Source organism: Cyclobacterium plantarum, from assembly GCF_011290685.1.
Lineage (GTDB): Bacteria > Bacteroidota > Bacteroidia > Cytophagales > Cyclobacteriaceae > Cyclobacterium > Cyclobacterium plantarum.
In genome coordinates, this window is record NZ_JAANYN010000002.1 from 596,561 (window position 1) to 615,828 (window position 19,268).

21 protein-coding genes are annotated in these 19,268 nt (G+C 40.0%); 10 read left to right on the forward strand and 11 right to left on the reverse strand.

The genetic code is table 11. The features are described 5' to 3' along the window. Window positions 1-5: 5 nt before the first annotated feature. The 6 genes from G9Q97_RS06565 (at window position 6) to G9Q97_RS06590 (ending at window position 4,730) form a co-directional block, all read left to right on the forward strand. Window positions 6-1,106: a nickel-binding protein gene (locus G9Q97_RS06565; RefSeq protein ID WP_166144354.1), complete on the forward strand. Its 1,101-nt coding sequence runs from the start codon at window positions 6-8 to the stop codon at window positions 1,104-1,106. A gap of 210 nt (window positions 1,107-1,316) precedes the next feature. Continuing rightward, on the forward strand, window positions 1,317-1,766 hold the full coding sequence (locus G9Q97_RS06570) for a group I truncated hemoglobin (RefSeq protein ID WP_166144357.1): 450 nt from the start codon (window positions 1,317-1,319) through the stop codon (window positions 1,764-1,766). Window positions 1,767-1,790: 24 nt separating this feature from the next. Further along, window positions 1,791-3,182 (forward strand): FAD-binding oxidoreductase, encoded by a 1,392-nt coding sequence (locus tag G9Q97_RS06575; protein WP_317168725.1) that lies wholly within the window; start codon window positions 1,791-1,793, stop codon window positions 3,180-3,182. Between the two features lie 117 nt (window positions 3,183-3,299). Next, window positions 3,300-3,686, forward strand: coding sequence for a cupin domain-containing protein (locus tag G9Q97_RS06580; RefSeq protein ID WP_166144360.1), 387 nt, complete (start codon window positions 3,300-3,302; stop codon window positions 3,684-3,686). A gap of 269 nt (window positions 3,687-3,955) precedes the next feature. Beyond that, window positions 3,956-4,360, forward strand: coding sequence for a VanZ family protein (locus tag G9Q97_RS06585; RefSeq protein ID WP_166144364.1), 405 nt, complete (start codon window positions 3,956-3,958; stop codon window positions 4,358-4,360). Between the two features lie 154 nt (window positions 4,361-4,514). Continuing rightward, window positions 4,515-4,730 (forward strand): hypothetical protein, encoded by a 216-nt coding sequence (locus G9Q97_RS06590; protein ID WP_166144367.1) that lies wholly within the window; start codon window positions 4,515-4,517, stop codon window positions 4,728-4,730. Window positions 4,731-5,248: 518 nt separating this feature from the next. On the opposite strand, the gene G9Q97_RS06595 is transcribed toward G9Q97_RS06590, so the two are convergent. The 6 genes from G9Q97_RS06595 to G9Q97_RS06615 all read right to left on the reverse strand — a co-directional run bounded on the left by G9Q97_RS06595 (window position 5,249) and on the right by G9Q97_RS06615 (window position 10,073). After that, window positions 5,249-6,169, reverse strand: a complete 921-nt coding sequence (locus tag G9Q97_RS06595; protein WP_166144370.1) for a helix-turn-helix transcriptional regulator — start codon at window positions 6,167-6,169, stop codon at window positions 5,249-5,251. 5 nt (window positions 6,170-6,174) lie between these two features. Then, window positions 6,175-6,738, reverse strand: coding sequence for a GNAT family N-acetyltransferase (locus tag G9Q97_RS06600; RefSeq protein ID WP_162342694.1), 564 nt, complete (start codon window positions 6,736-6,738; stop codon window positions 6,175-6,177). 649 nt (window positions 6,739-7,387) lie between these two features. Further along, window positions 7,388-8,263, reverse strand: coding sequence for a toprim domain-containing protein (locus G9Q97_RS06605; RefSeq protein WP_166144373.1), 876 nt, complete (start codon window positions 8,261-8,263; stop codon window positions 7,388-7,390). Between the two features lie 209 nt (window positions 8,264-8,472). Beyond that, a complete protein-coding gene (locus tag G9Q97_RS06610) occupies window positions 8,473-9,303 on the reverse strand; it encodes a virulence-associated E family protein (RefSeq protein WP_246255516.1) in 831 nt (276 codons plus the stop codon). Beyond that, complete coding sequence (locus tag G9Q97_RS24970) at window positions 9,228-9,677, reverse strand: hypothetical protein (RefSeq protein WP_246255461.1); 450 nt, start codon at window positions 9,675-9,677, stop codon at window positions 9,228-9,230. The genes G9Q97_RS06610 and G9Q97_RS24970 overlap by 76 nt, the downstream gene beginning before the upstream one ends. Before the next feature lie 114 nt (window positions 9,678-9,791). Next, window positions 9,792-10,073: a helix-turn-helix domain-containing protein gene (locus G9Q97_RS06615; protein ID WP_166144376.1), complete on the reverse strand. Its 282-nt coding sequence runs from the start codon at window positions 10,071-10,073 to the stop codon at window positions 9,792-9,794. A 633-nt stretch (window positions 10,074-10,706) separates the two neighbouring features. Between G9Q97_RS06615 and G9Q97_RS06620 the strand changes: the two genes are divergently transcribed. Continuing rightward, window positions 10,707-11,906 (forward strand): ImmA/IrrE family metallo-endopeptidase, encoded by a 1,200-nt coding sequence (locus G9Q97_RS06620; RefSeq protein WP_166144379.1) that lies wholly within the window; start codon window positions 10,707-10,709, stop codon window positions 11,904-11,906. A gap of 15 nt (window positions 11,907-11,921) precedes the next feature. Beyond that, on the forward strand, window positions 11,922-12,536 hold the full coding sequence (locus tag G9Q97_RS06625) for a P63C domain-containing protein (protein WP_166144382.1): 615 nt from the start codon (window positions 11,922-11,924) through the stop codon (window positions 12,534-12,536). A gap of 118 nt (window positions 12,537-12,654) precedes the next feature. Here the strand turns inward: G9Q97_RS06625 and G9Q97_RS06630 are convergent, their stop codons facing one another. Together G9Q97_RS06630 and G9Q97_RS06635 are read right to left on the reverse strand one after the other, a co-directional pair. After that, window positions 12,655-13,527 carry a hypothetical protein gene (locus tag G9Q97_RS06630; protein WP_166144385.1) on the reverse strand — a complete coding sequence of 291 codons (873 nt, stop codon included), beginning with the start codon at window positions 13,525-13,527 and terminating at the stop codon, window positions 12,655-12,657. Window positions 13,528-13,545: 18 nt separating this feature from the next. Continuing rightward, entirely contained in the window at window positions 13,546-14,868 is a 1,323-nt protein-coding gene (locus G9Q97_RS06635) for a site-specific integrase (protein ID WP_166144388.1), read from the reverse strand. 227 nt (window positions 14,869-15,095) lie between these two features. Between G9Q97_RS06635 and G9Q97_RS06640 the strand changes: the two genes are divergently transcribed. Next, window positions 15,096-15,350: a GIY-YIG nuclease family protein gene (locus G9Q97_RS06640; protein ID WP_166144391.1), complete on the forward strand. Its 255-nt coding sequence runs from the start codon at window positions 15,096-15,098 to the stop codon at window positions 15,348-15,350. A 254-nt stretch (window positions 15,351-15,604) separates the two neighbouring features. Beyond that, the gene (locus tag G9Q97_RS24975; RefSeq protein ID WP_317168726.1) at window positions 15,605-15,850 is read left to right on the forward strand and encodes a LytR/AlgR family response regulator transcription factor; all 246 of its coding nucleotides are present in this window, start codon (window positions 15,605-15,607) and stop codon (window positions 15,848-15,850) included. Between the two features lie 35 nt (window positions 15,851-15,885). Here G9Q97_RS24975 and G9Q97_RS06650 read toward each other — a convergent pair whose 3' ends face one another. From G9Q97_RS06650 to G9Q97_RS06660, 3 genes are read right to left on the reverse strand one after another with little or no spacing between them, the layout of a single operon-like run. Continuing rightward, window positions 15,886-16,605 carry an anaerobic ribonucleoside-triphosphate reductase activating protein gene (locus tag G9Q97_RS06650; RefSeq protein WP_317168727.1) on the reverse strand — a complete coding sequence of 240 codons (720 nt, stop codon included), beginning with the start codon at window positions 16,603-16,605 and terminating at the stop codon, window positions 15,886-15,888. Next, window positions 16,565-16,756, reverse strand: coding sequence for an anaerobic ribonucleoside-triphosphate reductase (gene nrdD, locus G9Q97_RS25275; RefSeq protein ID WP_317168728.1), 192 nt, complete (start codon window positions 16,754-16,756; stop codon window positions 16,565-16,567). The genes G9Q97_RS06650 and nrdD overlap by 41 nt, the downstream gene beginning before the upstream one ends. Beyond that, window positions 16,734-18,854: a ribonucleoside triphosphate reductase gene (locus tag G9Q97_RS06660; RefSeq protein WP_166144397.1), complete on the reverse strand. Its 2,121-nt coding sequence runs from the start codon at window positions 18,852-18,854 to the stop codon at window positions 16,734-16,736. Before G9Q97_RS06660 ends, nrdD begins: the two co-directional genes overlap by 23 nt. Between the last annotated feature and the right edge of the window lie 414 nt (window positions 18,855-19,268).

The following is a 19,268-nucleotide window of genomic DNA, read 5'->3' on the forward strand; positions in this document are numbered from 1 at the left end:
AAGGAATGCCGATATATATGGATCGCCACGATGTTTCTGAAGCTGTTACCGCTGAAATTGTTGCTCAACTTCACCAGGAAGACTTAAAAATCCAGCATATTTTTCACTGTAGGGGGTTAACTTATTGGTTTGACGATGCAAGGAATACGGCCTTTTGTTTGGTAGAGGCACCCAATAAAAATGCAATAATTGAAATGCACAAACATGCCCATGGTGAGGTGCCTCATCAAATCATTGAAGTGGATCCAGTTATTGTTGAATCATTTCTAGGCAGAATTGAAGACCCGGAGAAATCACTAAACACAGACTTAAATATCATCAACGATCCGGCCTTTAGGACCATTATGGTGGTGTGTATTGAGCATCACGCATTTCCAAAATACAATCCTTTTTTGAGTATTATTAATGTACAACAGGTTTGCTTTCAAATGATTGCAGTTATAAAGTCGTTTAAGGGTAACATTGTAAAGCAAAGCGAGGATGGCTTTTTAATATCATTCAGGACTATAACCCATGCGGTTCTTTGTGCTTTAGAGATTCAGGAGAAATTTAAGACTTTCAAGACCCAGTATCACATTAATTTCACCGAATTAAGTATTGGATTACATGCTGGTATACCGGTAACCGAAAAAAGATCCATTTTTGAGGATACCATCCATACAGCAGAACACATGGGGTATATATCAATAGCTGAGATTGTTATTTCAACAGAAGTACAGTATCTGTACGAAAGCGAGAATCTGGGCAAAGGTTTAAACAGAAACTTGATACATACGCTGACCCCGACAGAAGAAAAATTCATTTCTGGCATTATGCAGTTCATTGAAAAAGAGTGGAAGAATACAGAATTGAAAGTTGACGATTTCGAGAAAAGTATTGGAATCAGTAAATCAAAACTATACCGGGAAATGATTCGGTTAACCGGCAAATCACCGAATGTTTTTTTACTCCATTTCAGGCTTCGAAAATCTTTACAACTTTTACGAAAGAAAGAGGGTAATGTATCTGAAATTGCTTTCGATTCAGGATTTAACAGCCCTTCCTATTATGCGAAATGTTTCCGGAAAAAATATGGGATAATGCCTTCAGAATTATTATTGTCATAAATCCTATAATTTTTTAATATTTGAATTTACCCCTCGATAGTATTCCGCCCTGGAAGGGTGATGACTTCTGCATTTCTCCAAAAGCACCAAACCGGAGTTAACCCATGTATTTATTGCACTAATCTAAATGTGCTTGCAGAAGAACCATATGTGCTATTGAATGACTTCGGGTTGATGTAATTTTGGTGTCAAACCAATAAAACCAACAGCATGAAAAAATCATTAACAAGCATAGTTTTGCTTTTAATTATAACTCATATAATAGGTGCGCAAACCCTACCTTCGGTACCAAAGACACTTTTTGAGAGATTGGGAGGAACATCTGGAATTACAGCAATTGTTGACGATGTATTTGAAGCCCACATGATAAATCCGGCAAGAAGTGCGCGTTTTAAACCGTACCGGGATCAACCTGAACGTCTACCCAAAATAAGGCAACACACCATTGATTTTTTTAGCGCCGGCAGTGGTGGACCCGCTAATTATAAAGGCAGGGATATGTCCGATACCCATCAGGGAATGAATATTAGCGCTGCTGACTACATGCATGCAGTCGATGATATAATGGAGGTGTTAGAAAAGCACAGTATTGATGATGCCTCAAAAAAAGATGTGCTAGCAATACTCTGGTCGTTAAAAGAGGCAATAATGTCGAAATAGTTGATCATTTTAAAAAAAAATCCTGTGTCCAATAGTATAGAAATATCTCAAAAGGAAATCTTGGATGAGTTTTCCGAAAAATTCAAAGGAGAATTAATTTCCCCCCAAAACCCCGCATATGAAAATACACGAAAAGTATATAACGGGATGATAGATAAAAAACCAAGGCTGATCGTAAAATGTGTTGATGTTGCTGATGTTATTGCTGCAGTTAATTATGGCCGGGATGCCAACCAATTAACTGCTGTTCGCGGGGGTGGGCACAATGCCGGAGGCTTGGGAATTTGCGAGGATGGTCTGGTTATTGATTTATCTGGCATTAAATATATTCGGGTAAATCCAGCGGATAATACAGTACGTGTTGGTGGCGGAAATATTTGGGGGGAAGTGGACCATGCTACCTATCCTTTTAGCCTGGCCGTTCCCTCCGGGATAATCTCAACCACAGGTGTTGGAGGTTTAACATTAGGCGGAGGTATCGGCCACCTCTCGCGGAAATACGGATTAACCATCGATAACCTCCTTGAAGCCGATATGGTTTTGGCAGATGGTAGTTTTGTTACTGTGAATCAAAACCAGCATACTGATCTTTTCTGGGCAATCCGGGGAGGCGGGGGAAATTTTGGGGTAGTAACTTCCTTTAAATTCCAAGCTCATCCTGTAAAGACAGTATATGCAGGCCCTACGCTTTGGCCAATTGAAAAAACAGTGGATATAATGGAATGGTACCATGGTTTTATAAATAATGCACCTGATGAATTGAATGGATTTATTGCGACTTTAATTATTCCCGGCCCTCCATTTCCCCCACATTTGCATAATCAGAAGTTTTGTGGAATTATATGGTGCTATTCGGGTGATGTTAAAAATGGCCCGGAAATATTTAAACCAGTAATGGAAATGAATCCACTGTTTGAACATGTGGGAGAAATTCCATATCCGTCTGTACAAACCTTGTTTGATGGAATGATGCCCCCGGGATTACAATGGTATTGGAAAGCCGACTTCTTTAATCACATTCAACCGGAAGCGGCCCTAATTCATAAAAAATTCGGCTCCGAAATTCCTACACCACTCTCACAGATGCACATGTACCCCATAAGCGGTGCAGTCAGCCGGGTAGGTAAAAATGATACGCCATGGGCTTACCGTGACGCCAAGTATGCGGGTGTATTTGTGGGCGTTGACCCGGATCCTGAAAATGCAGAAAAAATTACAAGTTGGAGTAAAGCATATTGGAATGCGCTTCATCCCTACTCTGCCGGAGGTGCTTATTTAAACTTCATTATGGATGAAGGACAGGAACGCATTAAGGCTAGTTATCAGGATAATTATGAAAGGCTAGCAAAAATTAAAAACAAGTACGATCCAAATAATTTTTTCAGGGTTAACCAAAATATTTTACCTGCTGAATAAGCTTATCATTTCTAATGACTTCCAGGAAATATAAGTAATGATGAATATTAAACGCTTATTGCTTCAAATGGATGCAGAAATTACGTTAAAATGGCATACACACCTAAAATAACAAAGATGAAAATTGCAAAAGAAAACATTGAAGTAAAAATGAAAATTCCTGGCGCTGTTATCCGCCAGAGAACAGATTTCGGAGATGCAACCGGCTTGGGTAAAATTAGCGGTGAGTATTTCAGTCTTTCAGCAGGAGTTGATACTACCCCGCTGTTCATAGGACTTGAAGGAAACCAATGCCAGTGTCCGCACTGGGGCTATGTTTTAAGAGGTCAAATAACCACCACGGATGCCAGAGGCAACCAGGAAACTGTTAATGCGAACGATTTATTCTTTTGGCCGGCCGGGCATAATGTTAAGGTCAATGCTGATGCGGAAATCATCATGTTCAGCCCCCAAAAAGAGCACAGTCATGTGATTACTCACATGATTGAAAAAACCAAAAAATAAAAATTAGCAAATTTTTGGTTTGTATAATTTGGGACTTCGGGAGTGAACCGCATATGAAAGGTTAAGAAGGACCAAAAAATAGAAATAATGTGAACTTTACTTTCTTAGTGGGGTAATAAAATTTATTAACCCTATAAAGGATTACAGGTTGCTAGACACCATGATATTCATGAGGAAACCTAATGTTTATCCGGATGCATACCACCATTATGAGGTAAGTTATATTTCCAGGTCTGCTTCATTTTAAAGTTAGGAGTACAATTTTTTTTATGGGAATCAAAAGTACCAACTTCATTCCATTTAATGAACCGGTAATATTTACCGGTGAAAACATTTTGAACGTGTTAGTTTTTGTGCCGCTTGGCATCTATATCGGTGCCTTATTCACAAGATGGATTTTCGGTAAAAAAAATTTCTTCCTTTTCCTGCTTAGTTTGCTGGTTGAAGACCTTCAATACCTCTTCCGTATTGGGGCTTTTGATGTGACTGATCTAATGACCAACACTTTAGGCGGAGTCATTGGGTTACTGGTATTTTCAGGCCTGGAAAGGGCATTCCATAATGGAATTAAGGCGCAAAAGTTCATCAATTTCATTGCTGTACCGGCGACAATCCTGTTGATTTTACTTTTGGTTTTACTAAAAATGAACCCGTTTCCGGTGAGGTATCAGTAGATAATAAACCAAATCAGAATCTGGCACTCAAGATAAGCAGCTCAAGAACTCCTCAATCATTTAGCCGTCACTAATTTCCTACACTCCTCTTGTTTTCATACAAAAATAAAGTTGTAACTTAACATGCACCTTCTAATCATTCATTTTTAAAATTATGAGAAAGGAATTTAAACGTGCGATTTCAGGATTACTGGCCGCATTGGTCGCTGGTTTTACGTTGGGCCTGATTGTTTGGTTGACTGGGATTGAATGGGGAGAGGTTGCGCCTCCAGGGTTTGCGCTAGGTTTTGGGTTATACTATCATCATAGGCGTTGGCTTAAAAAGGTAAATAAGGATAAAAATGGACCAAAGTTAAACCAAATCAACTGAAAAATCAGGTAATATTTGGGTTTTTACTGCTCATTGCCGCAACCTATAAAGGAAAAAATCCCGGATTTTAGTAGAAATTTTTGTTCATTTTCATTACCTTATCCATTATAAAAAGTCAAATTAACAAAGGAGGTACATTATGGGAATTAAACCAGGTCCAAAAAGAACTGCTGTATCAACGGGAAAACCAGACAAGCGTCAACGAGATAATAAGGACACTCCCGGAAATAAGCCATCCCTGAAGCCCCACAAGCATAAGAAAGGGGATTAACCACTTTAAGGATGCCAAAAGTAAATCAATTTTATGTCGGCGAGGGTGGTATTATCTGAAGTTTTATGCCTCGGAGGTATAGATATAGCCTGACTGCGAACCCCAGAAAGAAATTGGCTTTTGGAGGCTTTAGGATGTTATTATTCAGGGCTGTACCGAGCAGGTTGCGAGTTTATTCTTCAAAACCCTTAATAAACCATGCTTTAAAGGATTATCAAAAAATTAATGCTCAAATTCTAAAGCTACTTCAAGCCGACTTCACCCTTCTGCTAATTTTATTCAACAGGTCAAGCTTATTATTACTTCCAGCCTTCTTGAAAATATTCTGTATGTGCTTGTTGACGGTCCTTTCGGAGATATTCAGGGCATCGCCGATTTCTTTGTAGATGTAGCCATCCCTGACCAATTGGCAGATCTCCGTTTCCCTTTTGGTAAGCCCCAAGCCTTTGCATCGGATGGCGAAAATCTCCTCCTCATTTTTGGTTTGGATCAGGTCCAGGGTTTCTAGGTCCTTGCGGTTTTCCTCAATCATATTCCGGAAAAAAAGAAAGGTGATGATCAGGAATCCGCCGTTGGTAAAGAGTACCTCTGTAAGTTGGGTTACCTGCAAGTAGGCCAATAAGGGCATCAGGGCCCAGGGGGCTACGGCAATGTAGGATAAAATGGCATCGAAAGAGGCTTTTCTGTTTTTGTATCGCTGCCGAATGCCCCAAAGGATGTTGTAAACCATGTAAAACGCATAGACAAACGGAATAATCATTCCCACATAGATGACCGTCATCAAATCCAACCCAAGTGGATAGAGTATGCAGAAGAAAATGATAAAGGGCAAAATCAGGAAGATCAGCACGCCATATTTGGCATGAAATTCAAGATGGGTGATGTTGTAGGCCTGGTAAAAATAATAGGGAAAATAGGCCCCCATGGAAAAACCGGCCCCATAGGCCAGGATGTATTGAAACACAACCGACATGGGAAGGTTTTCGTCGGGAAAGAGACCTCCGGCAATATTGTAAATGATCAGTAAGAATAGCAGGATCAGGTAATATTTTCTCTTTTTCTCTTTGGGCTTTTGCAGGTAAAAGACCAGTTGGTGGGAAAACATTAACGTCTCCAGAATTACAAACAGAAGGGTTACAATATGTATTTCAGTATTGAGAACGGTCATGGCGTTCAGGCAGTTTTAAGAAAATAGAACGGAAACCCAAACCGCTCTGAAACGGTATAAATCTCCATGCCGTGTTTTTGGTACCAGGGCAGGTTTCGCTGGGTAGAAGTTTCGAGATAGACCGGCCGGTTGAGCGTCCTGGAGTAATCCAATACATGCTTCAGAACGGCCGTCCCAAAGCCATTCCCCTGCCGCTCCGGATTTACACCAATAAACCAGAGGTAGGTAAACGGTTCGCTGGGGTAATGCTTTTTGATAAAGGACTCCCTGGCCAAAGCTTTGGGAATGTTTCCCAGGCCGATGGTTTTAAGTATCAACTGTATATCCAGATAGGTGCTTTTCCAGGAGAACTTTTTCCGATCCTGAAACTGGATCATGGCGCAAGCTTCGCCATCATCCGAAATAAATACCTCGCCGGTATCCATGCAGTTGTCAAAGGAATACTCCATCAAATAGCGGATCTTCTTCTCTTGCTTTCCGGCAATGTAGTTGACACTCTTGTTTTTTTTGAATGCTTCCAGCAGGATGGTTACTACTTTCTCCCGGTCATTTTGGGTTGCTCTTCTCATAATTTTAATTTTTAAATCCGAGTTGCGAGGATTTCCCTCCCCTCCTCCCACCACAAAACCGTATGGAAAAAGGAGGGGCAAATTCGTTTTTGGCAGAAAAAAACCAGGAGGTTTTTTGTCGGACAAAGACACAACTTGCAAGGACCGCGCACAGCGGGTTTTAGGGTTAATTCAAAGTGCGTTTTTGGACGTTCTTTCATCCTACAGGGATGTAAATAAGAACGGTTTTACTATAGTAGATTAAATGAATAATCCTATTTTTACCAACTAATATAAATTTATATCTAAATAAAAGCAAATATATTTAACTATTTTTTCATATATACGGATACAGGAATAGCTATAAATCCGGCTATTTGAATAGCCGCATACAGGAAAATACAGCTACCGATAGCATTTGAAGCAACCATCTGACAGGTCCAATGGATCACAATGTTTTATTGAATATTGGTATATCCGTATTAATTGCTAATCAAATAACTATATATCCACCTATAGAACTAATTGCTTTGGAAATCGAACAAATGCCACCCTCTTTTAAGCCCCCCTCTACGTTAAGCCAGAACCCGGCCAGGAAAGGTTGCTGTTAAAAGAAAAAGCAGCCATTTAGGAAAGCGGGCAAATTTTCTTCAGAATTTACCTGGTTTCATCATCTTTTTGGACCATGATTTTCCCTACTCATCCAGTACTCATTTAGGTCCTTAAACGAACCAATGATCCCGGAACAATCCTGGCTTTGGGGAAGGGATTGCGTCAATTTCTCCGTTGCTGCCCTTCCCGCCTGATCCCTGTCCAGAAACAGATTTACCTGCCGGTATTTCTGTATTTCAGGCATGGCCGATTTTAAACTGGCCAGGGAGTTAAGCACCATAAAATCCATTCGGTACCGTTCCGCCTTCCTCATTTCCGCATAGCTCATCAGGTCGAATATGCCCTCGAACAGGCTGAGATCGGCTGCATTGTTCCGGTAATGCGAAATCCCCTGAGCCGTGCAACCCTTCCAGTATTTGTTCCGTATGGACCAGCCGTTTTCATTTGCGTTGCCCAGCCCGAAATACCTTTTGTTCCCAATTCGGTAATATACCTCCCGGCAGAAGTCGCTTGCCGTCTCCAATGATATGCCCCTGGAGTGCAGGTAATCCGTAATGGCACGATTGTTTCCAAGAGGCTTGGTTTTAAAGATGGTAATCCCAGGTGGTTCCTTTTCGGAAGGCTTCGCGTTGAATAGAATTGGCGGATGAAGAAAAAAAGAGGATCCGCTTATGGTGGCGATTTCCTGGATGGCCTCCGAAATGGTGAAATTTGGGTTCATTTTCAAAACCAGGTCAACCAGCGTACCACCTGCATTGCCATCGCCGAAATCTACCCAGAGATTCTTGATGGGGTGAACTTTAAATGAAGGCGTCCTTTCCTCCCTGTAGGGGGAGTAGTAAAAGCAATAGCCTGCTTTTACTTTACTGGGTCTGATACCCAGCTGATCCAGATAGGTAACGATGGAAATTTTATTGGCTTCTTTGGCATTCATGGTCTTAAAGTTTAATTTTTTTAAAAAACCACCTACTACACCTACTACCTTACTACATTTCGCTGTTTACAAATTGATATTCAGTCATTTATGACTATTAGAAATTAAAGGGCATCTTACTACAAAAACCCTTTTTGTAGTAGGTTGTAGTAACTTGATTTATTTTATCTTACTACACTTTATTTAATTGATTATCAATTGTTTAAATGCTATTTGTAGTAAGTAGTAGGTTGATTGTGTTTAATGTAATATCCCTTTTCGGGGAAGGTTTGGGCTTCGCTTCTCCGCACCTGGGTCTGAATGTGGCCGAGTAGTTTCAGTGCCTTGCCGATTTCTACCGGGCTGATCCTTAGGTTTCCGGAAAGGTTTAAGGTCAGCTGGTGGCAGATCTCTGTGGCAGTCATGAATTTGTCATGGTCCTCCCTGGTACCAGGGGAAAAGAACTTCTGCACCAGTTCCACTTCCGGGGAAATAGTTTTGTACTGATTGTTCATCAGTTCATTTTCCTGAATTTCAGCAGCCGTCATCTCGTATTGGAAATCCGAATGATACAATTGATAGGCTTGAGCCCAAACCCGGTCGATATCAATGTCACGTTTATAATCCCAGTTGATCGCTCTTACCGTAAAGCAGAGCCAGCGGACACTTCCAGTCACATCGGTCAGGAACTCGGCCTTATTGGTAGATCCCCATATCGACGCTCGCCTGGGTTCCATTTTGGGTTTTTTGTCATAGGGGTGCCTGACCTTGACATGCGATTTGCTCATCAGGGTTTTCTGTGCGTTGATTTCTGTTCTGGAAAGTGTGGAAAGCTCATCCTGGATCACCCCGAAATTCTGGCTCAGGGCGATCAGGCTGTCCTTGTCTACAGAGATATTTTCTGCATGGTAGGCCATCAGTTGATCCGGGATCAGGAAACGGGTCAAGGTAGTCTTGCCGCTGTTCTGTTGCTCTTGGACAAAGATTAAAGCCTGCTTATTAAAGAAGTCATCCCTGAGGCAACAGGCCACACAGCGGACCAGCCATTTTTTGAACTGCAGCTCAAAACGTTCCTGCCCATATACCTGGACATAGCCGCTGAATTTTTGGATATAGTCTCCATGGAGGGTGTCATCCCATTTGTTCCGGACCTGTCTAAAATACTCCAAAAAGGGTTGGTTTTGGGAATAAAGTCCGAACACAGGAAGGTGTTGATTTCACCTACCGACGTGCGGTACCCGGCCTGCCGGCATTCTATGTAAAGGGTATTGGGATTGACCGGATGAAAGTTGTCTCCTTGTTTTTCTCTGGCAAAGACTTCGTTTAGTACCAGGTTGTTCTTAAAGTCGTATTTTGACATCAGGAACCTGATCATCCGAATGGTAGGGCTGGAAGACTTCTCATCTATCTTCCTGATAGGGTTTTCCTCGTCCATTATTCTGTAGGTTTAGGTTGGTAAATCCACACAGAAATGGTATATTTGTCTCATTCAAAGAGGGATACCATTTCCTAATGAAATTATAGTAAGCGGATCGGGCATGATCCGCTTTTATTTTTTCCGGCCGTTTTTCTGGTGGCCGGCATTGAGTATATCCGATTTTTTGAAATATACCCTGGTGTTGATCACCTGCTCTTTGAGGAAACCTTCCCTGCGCCAGTTATTGATGGTGGTACGAGAGCGGCCCAGCAGCTTCATGGCTTCGGGGATCTGTATCAGTTCGTCTTCCTGTACCGGTGGCTGCAGTTCGGGAATTATCCTGGAGGCCACTTCTTCAGCAATCTCCTGAATGAGTTGCCTTTTGTCGATGGGGGAAAAGATCATGTTGTTCATATTCGGTTTGTGTTTGTTTGATGGCCGAATATGGTCAGAAGTTGGCAGGGGTAGTTAGCTGGGGTAGTACCCCAAGTTTTCAAAAACCGTCATAATTGTCGGGGATGGACGATTTAAAGAAAAAAAATTGGAGGCTGGAGTTTGGATTGGGGGATTTGAGGAATAACCAAAGTAGAAATAGATCATTAAAACCGAAATATCTCTAACCTAATCAATTTAAAATCAAATGTTACAAACTGATTGGGATGTGATACCAAGATGGTGGCAGACCCTCAATAGGATTTGCCTACAGAGTAGAGCCAAGTTCCTAACTTGGTATTAAAAAATAGCCGAGTGAAAGATAAAGCATAATTTCAGACAAATAAAAAATTTGAGTTTCAGAAACAGGGTTCCCAACGAAATCGAGTACCTGATGCCATTTTGTGCTTTAATATTGAGTTAATGAAGAATAGTATACCGAATAGTAGCCCCAAAAGTACCTGGAATTAGTTGAAGTGAAATTGCCAACTTAAATCAATTTAAACCTCAAAACAAATACTGTATTTATACATTTTTTTTGTAAAAAGATTGTTATGATAGAATTTTGATGTACTTTTGGTGTTGTAAACATACATTTTTATTGTATCCTAAAATATGAGTGATAAATTTAAAGATATAGATGATCTGCTAAAAGGCATCGTAAAGCCTGAAAGGACTACTCTAAAGCAGCTTTTTGAGAATAAGCTGCGGGAATTTAAAATTTCTCCGACAGCAGCTTACAAAATTATTGACATTCAATCTCGGACAATAAAAGGAATTTTAAATGGAAGCCAGAAAAAAATCGATATAACTAACCTGATAAAAATTGCCAATTTCTTACAAATACCAAAAGATAGGGTGGTTGAATTATACCTTGATGCAGTAGATGAAAATTTTCCAACTTATAATATTTCACTAGAAAAAATTGATTTTATTAAAAAGAATTTTGACTTGGCTGTTTTAAGGAAGGCGGGACTAATAAATAATATTACAGACTTTGAGCATATAGAAAAAAGAATTGTTGCAAGATTAGGGTTGAAATCCATATATGAGTATAAAAAACCATCAATTGATGTAGCGTTTAGCTCTGGTTTATTTAAACCAGAAAATGACAATACGCGGGCCTTTTGGATTAAATCTGCATTAGTATGTTTTGAAGAGATTGACAATCCTTATCCTTATAATAGGCATGAATTGGTGAAAATATTTCCCAGCTTTAGATGGCACACCATGAATGTAGAACGTGGATTGGAGGAAATAATTAAGGCTCTATATAAAATTGGCGTAACAGTTATTTTTCAACCTCCAATGCAAAAGCTTCAATTGAGAGGAGCCACTTTTAACTATAATAACAAACCTTGCATCGTTTTAACTAATTACTTGGGTTTTTATTCAACTTTATGGTTTGCATTGATTCATGAATTATATCATGTTCTTTTTGATTGGGAAGAAATTAAATTGAACAAGTACCATTTGACTGATGATTCTAATGAACAGTTGTCCGTTAGGGAACGGGAAGATGAAGCAGATCATTTTGCCCGTGAGTATTTATTATCAAAAGAAAAAATTATAAAAATCCGTCCTTATTTAAATGATCTTTCCTATGTGACAGAATTTGCAGCTGAAAATAATATTCATCAAAGTTTTATATATGTCTTTAATGCATTTGATCTTCAAAAAAATAATAGAAATGCTTGGGCATGGGCGAGAAAATTCAGCCCTAAAGTGGAAAATAGTATTAAATCAATAGGCATACCCTGGGAGAAGCCAGTAGAAGAATCTTTGAAATTAATTAAACCAAGCATTTACAAATAGATACCAACAAAAATTATGAAAAAGGATGAATTAACAAAGAAACCAGTCTCTGAGGAAGTATCAAAAAAAGTTGAGATCACTAAGGAAGCAGAACAAGAGAGAAAATTTCTTTCTGGAATGCTTATTCAGAAAACGGAGGATCTAGTAGAAGAGGCAAAACGTAGAAAAAGAGAAAAAGAGGAGGAGAAATTTGAACTTCGCAATGGAACCTTCATTTCTATTGCAGAGCTAAGAGAAATTATTACAGCTAATCTACAGCCATATAAATCCCATTTTCCAAATACTCAACCTTTTTTTAGTGAAATTTACAGACTTAATGAGTGGACTGATTTAAACCCCAACGATTACATTAAACCTCCTATTGTTGGTACTTGGATCAATGAAATAATTTATAGTAGATATTCAAAAGAAGTATTGCCAGCATTAAGAATCTTAAATCCCTCCCTACCAAGTGGTATTAGAAAATTCAAGCATTTTCAGTTTTTGACTGAAGAAGGCCAAAACAAGTTAAATCAATTTCGGGATGAAGCCATTGCTCTAATGAAGGAAAGTAAATCATGGATTGAATTTAGGAGGAAATTATTGCAAAAACACGGTGTTCCATATCAATCAGAGATGTTCGATAAATAATGGTTTCCATAGACACTTTGTAATAGGTGTAGAAGGGTACACCCTGCATCCTCCATATAGTATGAACCTTAGTATACTCAATATCTTCCAATAGCACATCAAAAGGAGGCCTCCAGGATTAATTAACCCCATTTTTTATTTCAACCGTTGGTCTTTCAAGTGTGTCAATGAGTCTATCAATTTCACTGGCCTTCGATCCCAATTTTGCCTGATTGAATATTGCTTTGACATTTCTAAGCTGATCGATCCTTTTCAGAGACAGGCATTCTCCGGATCGAATTTCAATTACCCTTTTTGTAATGTCTTTCTTTATATTATCCGAAGATGCGGTCAGTACTTCACCCAAAACCCGGTAAACCCCTTCTTTAGACAAGCTGCAATTTTGGTCAAGGCACAGTTTATTGATCAGTTCATTCAAGGTTCCTGGTTCGCCCAATAAAAAATCGATAGCTAGCAATTTCTCTGTTTTATCGAGTTTGTTTTCTGAGGTTTCGATTTGGGTATAATTTCTTTTTGCACGCATATTTTCATAAAATTGGAGTGCAGCCTCCCTGTCTAGAAAATCCAGGGTTTCAAATTCCCGGAAATTGGCCAATTTCTCCGTAGGGTCGACATACTTTAGAAAAATGCCGGTCTCCCGAATGTTCTTAAGGGTATTGCCAATCAGATTATAAATAATCCCTGCTGTAATCCCTGAGAAAATAAGGGACATGGGTACTTTTAATGTAACGTCAATCGTCAAAACCGAAACCGCTAGCAAAAGGCTAAGAAAAGTAAGGATAATGGGGTAGATTAAGGACAGGTAAATAAACCATTTTCTCCGCCGGATGAAACGAGCGAAATCCTCAAAGTGTTGGCGGTTACTGGAAAAAGTATGCCAACCGTACCGGTAAGCCAGCATCCTTTCTTCTTCAGAACTGCCGTCAAAAAGCAGTAGATACTCCCGGAGTTTGTACAGCCAGAGGGGCCTTTTTGGATCGAACTTTTTCATGGTTCAAGTGTTAATTTTTTACACAGGTGCTCCCCAGGCTTTCTGCATCTCGTTTCTTTTTCTTTCTTCCGTCACTTTCACATACCGTTGAAAGCTCTTGTAATCGGCATGGCCAGTAATCTTCATCACCGTCTCTGCAGGAATTCCCTTTTCCAGGGATAAGGTCGCAAAGGTTTTTCTTCCGGTGTGGGCACTGATAATTTCGTGTTTTTTGTAAATGGTAGATTGCTTGGTGGCACCCTTGTACCGGATTATTTCTATAGGATCATCGATTCCCGCCAGCTTGCAGAGCTCCTTGACGTATTTGTTGAACTTCTGATTAGAAATCATGGGGATGGGGCTTGCCAGGTCTTTGTATTTTTCCAGGATTGTTTTGGAATACCTGTTAAGTGGCACAATTAATGGCTTTTTTGTTTTTTTCACCGTCAACCTAATTTCGTCATTTTTAATATGGCCCCGGTGAAGCTGCTCCAGGTCGGAGTACCGGAAGCCGGTTACACAACTGAAGCAAAATACATCCCGTACCTGGTCCAATCGTTTATTATTTTGAAGATTCAATTCGAATAAAAGGTCAAGCTCGGATTGGGTCAGTGCAATGACTTCCATTTTGTATTCTTTTATGGAAAAGTCCTTATGCCCTGGATTGACTTCGATTCCCTTCTTCTTTGCATAGCTAAGAAAGGTTTTCAAAGTCCTCAGCTGTTTGGAAATGGTTGTATTGTTTAGCGTGCTTACTCTTTTGGTGTTCTCGTTTACCTCCTCCCAATCAATCAAAAAGCGCTGAAATCCCTGCAGGAAGTTATAATCGATCTGATCAAACCGAACTTTTATTCGGGTGTGGTTTTGATAATTGGTGAGGTGTTTTTTAAGTGACTTATAAACTGAAAGGCTACCCTTTTCTCTTATATGCTTATGTTCTTCGATATATTGATCAATAAAATCGTAGACAATCGAGGAAGGGTTTTCCTTTTTCGTGGCTTGCTTTTGTTTCAATTTAATCTCCTCGGCAATCATATCTGCACTATAAGGCGTCTTTTCAAAAATAAACCTTGATTCTATGGACCTCACCTCAGATATCAATGCTGACATTTGATCCTGATATTGGATCAGCTTGCTTTTAGTCGGAATGTTCTCTCCGTACTTTTTACTCAAAAGCATTTTCACTCTTTGAGTTAGTCCAACTATTTGTTGACTTTGGTTTTCCCAGAGTTCAGGAAATAGCTTAATGCCAGTAGAAACTTTCCTGCGCTGCCCGGCAATGCGAATAATAAAAATCAAAGGGTGCTCTCCATTTTTGTTAACCGTATCCAACCTTAGCTCGAATCTTAATGTTGCTTCCATTATCATTTAGTTTTGAAAGCATTAATTTAAACAAAAAAATTTTGTGGGGCTAATTGTGGGGCTAAAATATGAATCAAAACAGGTTTTTACTGGTCATTACATTTTGGCAAATATATCCATATATATGTATATAAGCCATTTATGAATATTTTTGGTTCACGAAAATCATTAGGTTCGATTCCCGTCCATTCCGCTAAAAGCCCTGGGATACCAGGGCTTTTTTGTTTATGACCCATTATATCTACATATTAGAATCAGAAAGTGATGGCTCTTTTTATATAGGTTCTTCCCAAGACCCTGTAGAAAGACTAAGCAAACATAACAGACCTCATAAGGGATATACGGCAAGAAAACAGCCATGGAAATTGGTACATACTGAAGCTTTTGAAACCAAAGCCGAGGCCATCTCAAGGGAAAAATATTTAAAAAAATTGAAAAGTAGAAAATTGGTCATTTCTTTGATTGAAAGAGTGACAAAATAATAGAATGCCTGTCCCGACGCGTCGGGAAGGTCGCGGGTTCGATTCCTCCCGTAAAAACGGGACAGGCTGTCCATTCCGCTAAAAGCCCGGGGTTTCCCGGGCTTTTTTGTTTTAAACGCTTTCTCAGCCCTATCTCTGCTGGGTAAGGTAGTGGGATACCTTTCCGTACAAGTGTCGGCTGAAGATCTAACGGAGAAACCCGATTATTTTTTTATAAAAACCGACATCCGGATCGTCAAATTTTTTACTCTGAGGTGCAGAGAGAATATATCAAGATCATCACCCCGACCAGAAAGATCTTGTCGCTACTGTCCCTTACCAGTATAGCCAATGCCTTGCCGGGTGAGTTTGTTCGGATTCACCGCTCCTTTATTATCAACATGCGGCATATTGACGAAGTCCAATCCAATGAAGTGTTGATAGGAGAAGATCTTTATCCCATCAGCCGGAATTACAGGGAAGAATTTTTTAAAAAGCTGGGCGACAGAAAATTGCTCTAGGGAAGGCTAAATCAAGAAAAAACAAATTCATAATGTCATTTTCTCCAGATTACCTTGATCCCTGGCACAGAGTAATCTTTTTCAATTTTCCTTTTCTCGCTAGGTGGAAGCTCCTCCAGAGTTTTTGTATTCCCTACAAAATGCTGTAAATAATAATTGCCCTGGTAGCCAGAGGCCTTAAGAAACTTGACCATTTCGGTAATATCCTTTGGGGTAAATAAGTGTGAATGTAGGGTGGTTCTGACTTCAAAAGGGACCTTGCTGTACACCAATAATTCCAGACTTTCCTCAAAAGCCGCAAAAAGATTTGATTTGGTAACGGACTGGAAATTTTCCGGCAGCGACTTGAAATCCAATGCCAGGTAGTCCACCAATCTTTCTGCAATCAGATTTTGGAGCACAAAAGGCCTGCTGCCATTGGTGTCGATTTTGACTTTCATGCCTTTCCTTTTGACTTGACTGGCCAACCATGGCAGGCCCTGATGCAGGGTGCATTCTCCTCCACTAAATACTACTCCATCCAGGAGATTTTTCCTTTTATCCAAAAAGGAAAGGGCTTCCTCATAGGAAACCCTTCCTTTTCCCTCCACAATTTCAGGATTGTAGCAATAACCACAACGCATATTGCAACCTGCAAACCATAGAATGCAGGCAACAGTATCCGGAAAATCCAGTAATGTAAATGGACTGATGTTGTATATCGGTCTTACCGAATTAAAGCTTTTCGTTAAAATGCTGTCTTTGTTTGTGTTCACCTTTCTTTCCGATATTAAAACTTTCTACAGGTCTATGATAGCCCATGACCCGGGTATAAACGAGGCATTTTGTTCTTGTTTCCTGGTGCTTTTCCAGCAGAATTTGGTTTTCAGGCAGCCTTTGAGTTTCAAGGGTGTTTTGCATAATCATTGAAGTTTTGGTTTAATTTATCGATTAATATTTCATCACATTTAGGACAAAATTCGTGTTCTCCATTGAGGTAGCCATGAATAGGACAAATACTGAATACTGGAGTTACCGTGATATAGGGGAGCTTGAAGTTAGACAAGACCTTCTTGACCAGGTTTCTGCAAGCTTCTGGAGAAGATATTTTTTCCCGCATGTACAGGTGCAGGACTGTGCCGCCGGTATATTTGCATTGTAAATCGTCCTGCAACATCAACGCTTCAAAAGGATCATCTGTAAAATCCACAGGTATTTGGGAACTATTGGTGTAATAGATATTCTCCTCCATTCCTGCCTGAATGATGTTAGGAAATCTTTTGGCATCTTCCTTTGCGAATCTGTAAGTGGTGCCTTCTGCGGGAGTCGCTTCTAGATTGTAAAGATTGCCTGTTTCTTCCTGAAATTCCTTCATCCGGTTTCTGATATGTTCCAGGATATCAGCCGCAAAGGTTTGACCTAAATGGCCTGTAAGGTCCTCCTTGCTGTCGGTAAAATTGAGGATCATTTCGTTCATCCCATTGACACCGATAGTAGAGAAATGATTACGAAAATGCTGCAGATAGCGCTTGGTATAGGGATAAAGCCCCCTATCGTACATCTCCTGTATAAAAACTCTTTTTTTCTCCAAGGTAGATTTGGCCATTTCCATCAACTGGTCCAGCCTTTGGTATAATCCAGCTTTGTTGCCTCTGAAGAGGTACCCAAGTCTTGCCATGTTGACGGTGACTACCCCAATGCTTCCAGTCATCTCAGCAGAACCGAAGAGGCCATTTCCTCTTTTTAGAAGTTCACGTAGATCCAATTGCAAGCGACAGCACATACTCCGGACTGCATTAGGTTTATAGGCCATTGGGTTTTCTACCCTATTCCCATTTTCATCATAGCTGTATTGGCTTCCTATAAAATTCTGAAAATAGGAAGAGCCAATTTTGGCGGTATTTTCAAACAGCAGGTCAGTATTTTCTCCATACCAATCGAAGTCCTCTGTAATATTGACTGTAGGGATGGGGAATGTAAACGGTTGTGCATTGGCATCTCCCTGGGTCATGACCGTATAGTAGGCCTTGTTGATCATGTTCATTTCCTTTTGGAAATGTTTATAGCTGAGAGCATCAAGGGATTGGACGCCCCTTTCTTTTGCTCTTTGCAATAATTCCGGCTCGTTGATGCCCGTGAAAAAATGGAGATCATTTTTGGTGGGGATTTGCTCTTTTAAGTCTTCAGGTACCACCCAATCCAATGTAATATTGGTAAATGGGGACTGCCCCCACCTGGCTGGTACATTGAGGTTATACACAAAAGACCTAATGGCTTTTTCCACATCTTCGAAAGAAAGACCATCCTTAAACACATAGGGAGCGAGATAAGTATCAAAAGAGGAAAATGCCTGGGCACCAGCCCATTCACTTTGTAAGATGCCAAGAAAATTGGCCATCTGTCCCAATGCCTCACGGAAATGCGATGGAGCTTTGCTTTCTACCCGGCCACGAACTCCATTAAAACCTTCATTGAGCAATACCCGGAGGCTCCAGCCGGCACAGTATCCGGTAAGGCAATCCAGATCATGGATGTGGAGATCACCATTCCTATGGGCATACCCTTCTTCTTTGCTGTACACCCTGTCAAGCCAATAATTTGCAATAATTTTTCCCGCTACATTATTGACCAAACCGGCATTGGAGTATGAAGTATTGGCGTTGGCATTGATGCGCCAATCGGTTTGCATGACATATTCCTCGATTGTTTGTGTACTGTCCACGAAGGTAGTATCTTCATTGAGGCCTGCTACATGCTCCCGCTGCATTTTTCGGGTATGCCGGTAAAGCATAAAAGACCGCATGACTTCAAATAGCCCAGCTTCAAAAAGCTCCTGCTCGATGATGTCCTGAATCTCCTCTACGGCCCAGGTGGTTTTGGCTTGCAATCGAAATAAAATTTTTTCGAATAGAGAAGTGGTATAGGGTGCGTCAACACTTTTGAAACCCTTCTTTAAGGCATCTTCAATTTTATAAGGCTTGAAAGGTTCAAATTCACCATTTCTTTTGATTACGTAGTGTTCCATGAGTTGAGAGATCGGGATCTTTAAGGTTTAAACAGTGGCAAACTACCCACAGGGGTAATAAAAGACAATTTTATCTTCTATTTTATTTGGTGATTTAAATCATACTTTTTTGTCTTAAATTAAGTCACGTAGTATTTATCCCGGATTCATTGAAATGGTAATTTTACAGCCCTGGAAAGGAGTACTTTAAAATAATAAATCATTGAGCGTTATTATCATTTGATGGATGTCCCTGTCTATTTTTAGATTTTTTAAACCATAAAATCAGAAAAGGAAATTTCTATTAAATTTTGGATATTTTATTACTAAATTGATTCTTCAGAACTGATAACCAATCGTTTAAATGTTTACTCCTGTGACATACTCCACAAAATGCAGTATATGGATGATTTCAGGCAGGCTCGCATTGGGTAT

Bases quoted from the DNA above. Each gene is read 5' to 3' on its own strand.
- G9Q97_RS06565 (WP_166144354.1), top strand. From the start codon at position 6: ATGCCGATATATATGGATCGCCACGATGTTTCTGAAGCTGTTACCGCT.
- G9Q97_RS06570 (WP_166144357.1), top strand. From the start codon at position 1,317: ATGAAAAAATCATTAACAAGCATAGTTTTGCTTTTAATTATAACTCAT.
- G9Q97_RS06580 (WP_166144360.1), top strand. From the start codon at position 3,300: ATGAAAATTGCAAAAGAAAACATTGAAGTAAAAATGAAAATTCCTGGC.
- G9Q97_RS06585 (WP_166144364.1), top strand. From the start codon at position 3,956: ATGGGAATCAAAAGTACCAACTTCATTCCATTTAATGAACCGGTAATA.
- G9Q97_RS06590 (WP_166144367.1), top strand. From the start codon at position 4,515: ATGAGAAAGGAATTTAAACGTGCGATTTCAGGATTACTGGCCGCATTG.
- G9Q97_RS06595 (WP_166144370.1), bottom strand. From the start codon at position 6,169: ATGACCGTTCTCAATACTGAAATACATATTGTAACCCTTCTGTTTGTA.
- G9Q97_RS06600 (WP_162342694.1), bottom strand. From the start codon at position 6,738: ATGAGAAGAGCAACCCAAAATGACCGGGAGAAAGTAGTAACCATCCTG.
- G9Q97_RS06605 (WP_166144373.1), bottom strand. From the start codon at position 8,263: ATGAATGCCAAAGAAGCCAATAAAATTTCCATCGTTACCTATCTGGAT.
- G9Q97_RS24970 (WP_246255461.1), bottom strand. From the start codon at position 9,677: ATGGACGAGGAAAACCCTATCAGGAAGATAGATGAGAAGTCTTCCAGC.
- G9Q97_RS06615 (WP_166144376.1), bottom strand. From the start codon at position 10,073: ATGAACAACATGATCTTTTCCCCCATCGACAAAAGGCAACTCATTCAG.
- G9Q97_RS06620 (WP_166144379.1), top strand. From the start codon at position 10,707: ATGAGTGATAAATTTAAAGATATAGATGATCTGCTAAAAGGCATCGTA.
- G9Q97_RS06625 (WP_166144382.1), top strand. From the start codon at position 11,922: ATGAAAAAGGATGAATTAACAAAGAAACCAGTCTCTGAGGAAGTATCA.
- G9Q97_RS06630 (WP_166144385.1), bottom strand. From the start codon at position 13,527: ATGAAAAAGTTCGATCCAAAAAGGCCCCTCTGGCTGTACAAACTCCGG.
- G9Q97_RS06635 (WP_166144388.1), bottom strand. From the start codon at position 14,868: ATGGAAGCAACATTAAGATTCGAGCTAAGGTTGGATACGGTTAACAAA.
- G9Q97_RS06640 (WP_166144391.1), top strand. From the start codon at position 15,096: ATGACCCATTATATCTACATATTAGAATCAGAAAGTGATGGCTCTTTT.
- nrdD (WP_317168728.1), bottom strand. From the start codon at position 16,756: ATGATTATGCAAAACACCCTTGAAACTCAAAGGCTGCCTGAAAACCAA.
- G9Q97_RS06660 (WP_166144397.1), bottom strand. From the start codon at position 18,854: ATGGAACACTACGTAATCAAAAGAAATGGTGAATTTGAACCTTTCAAG.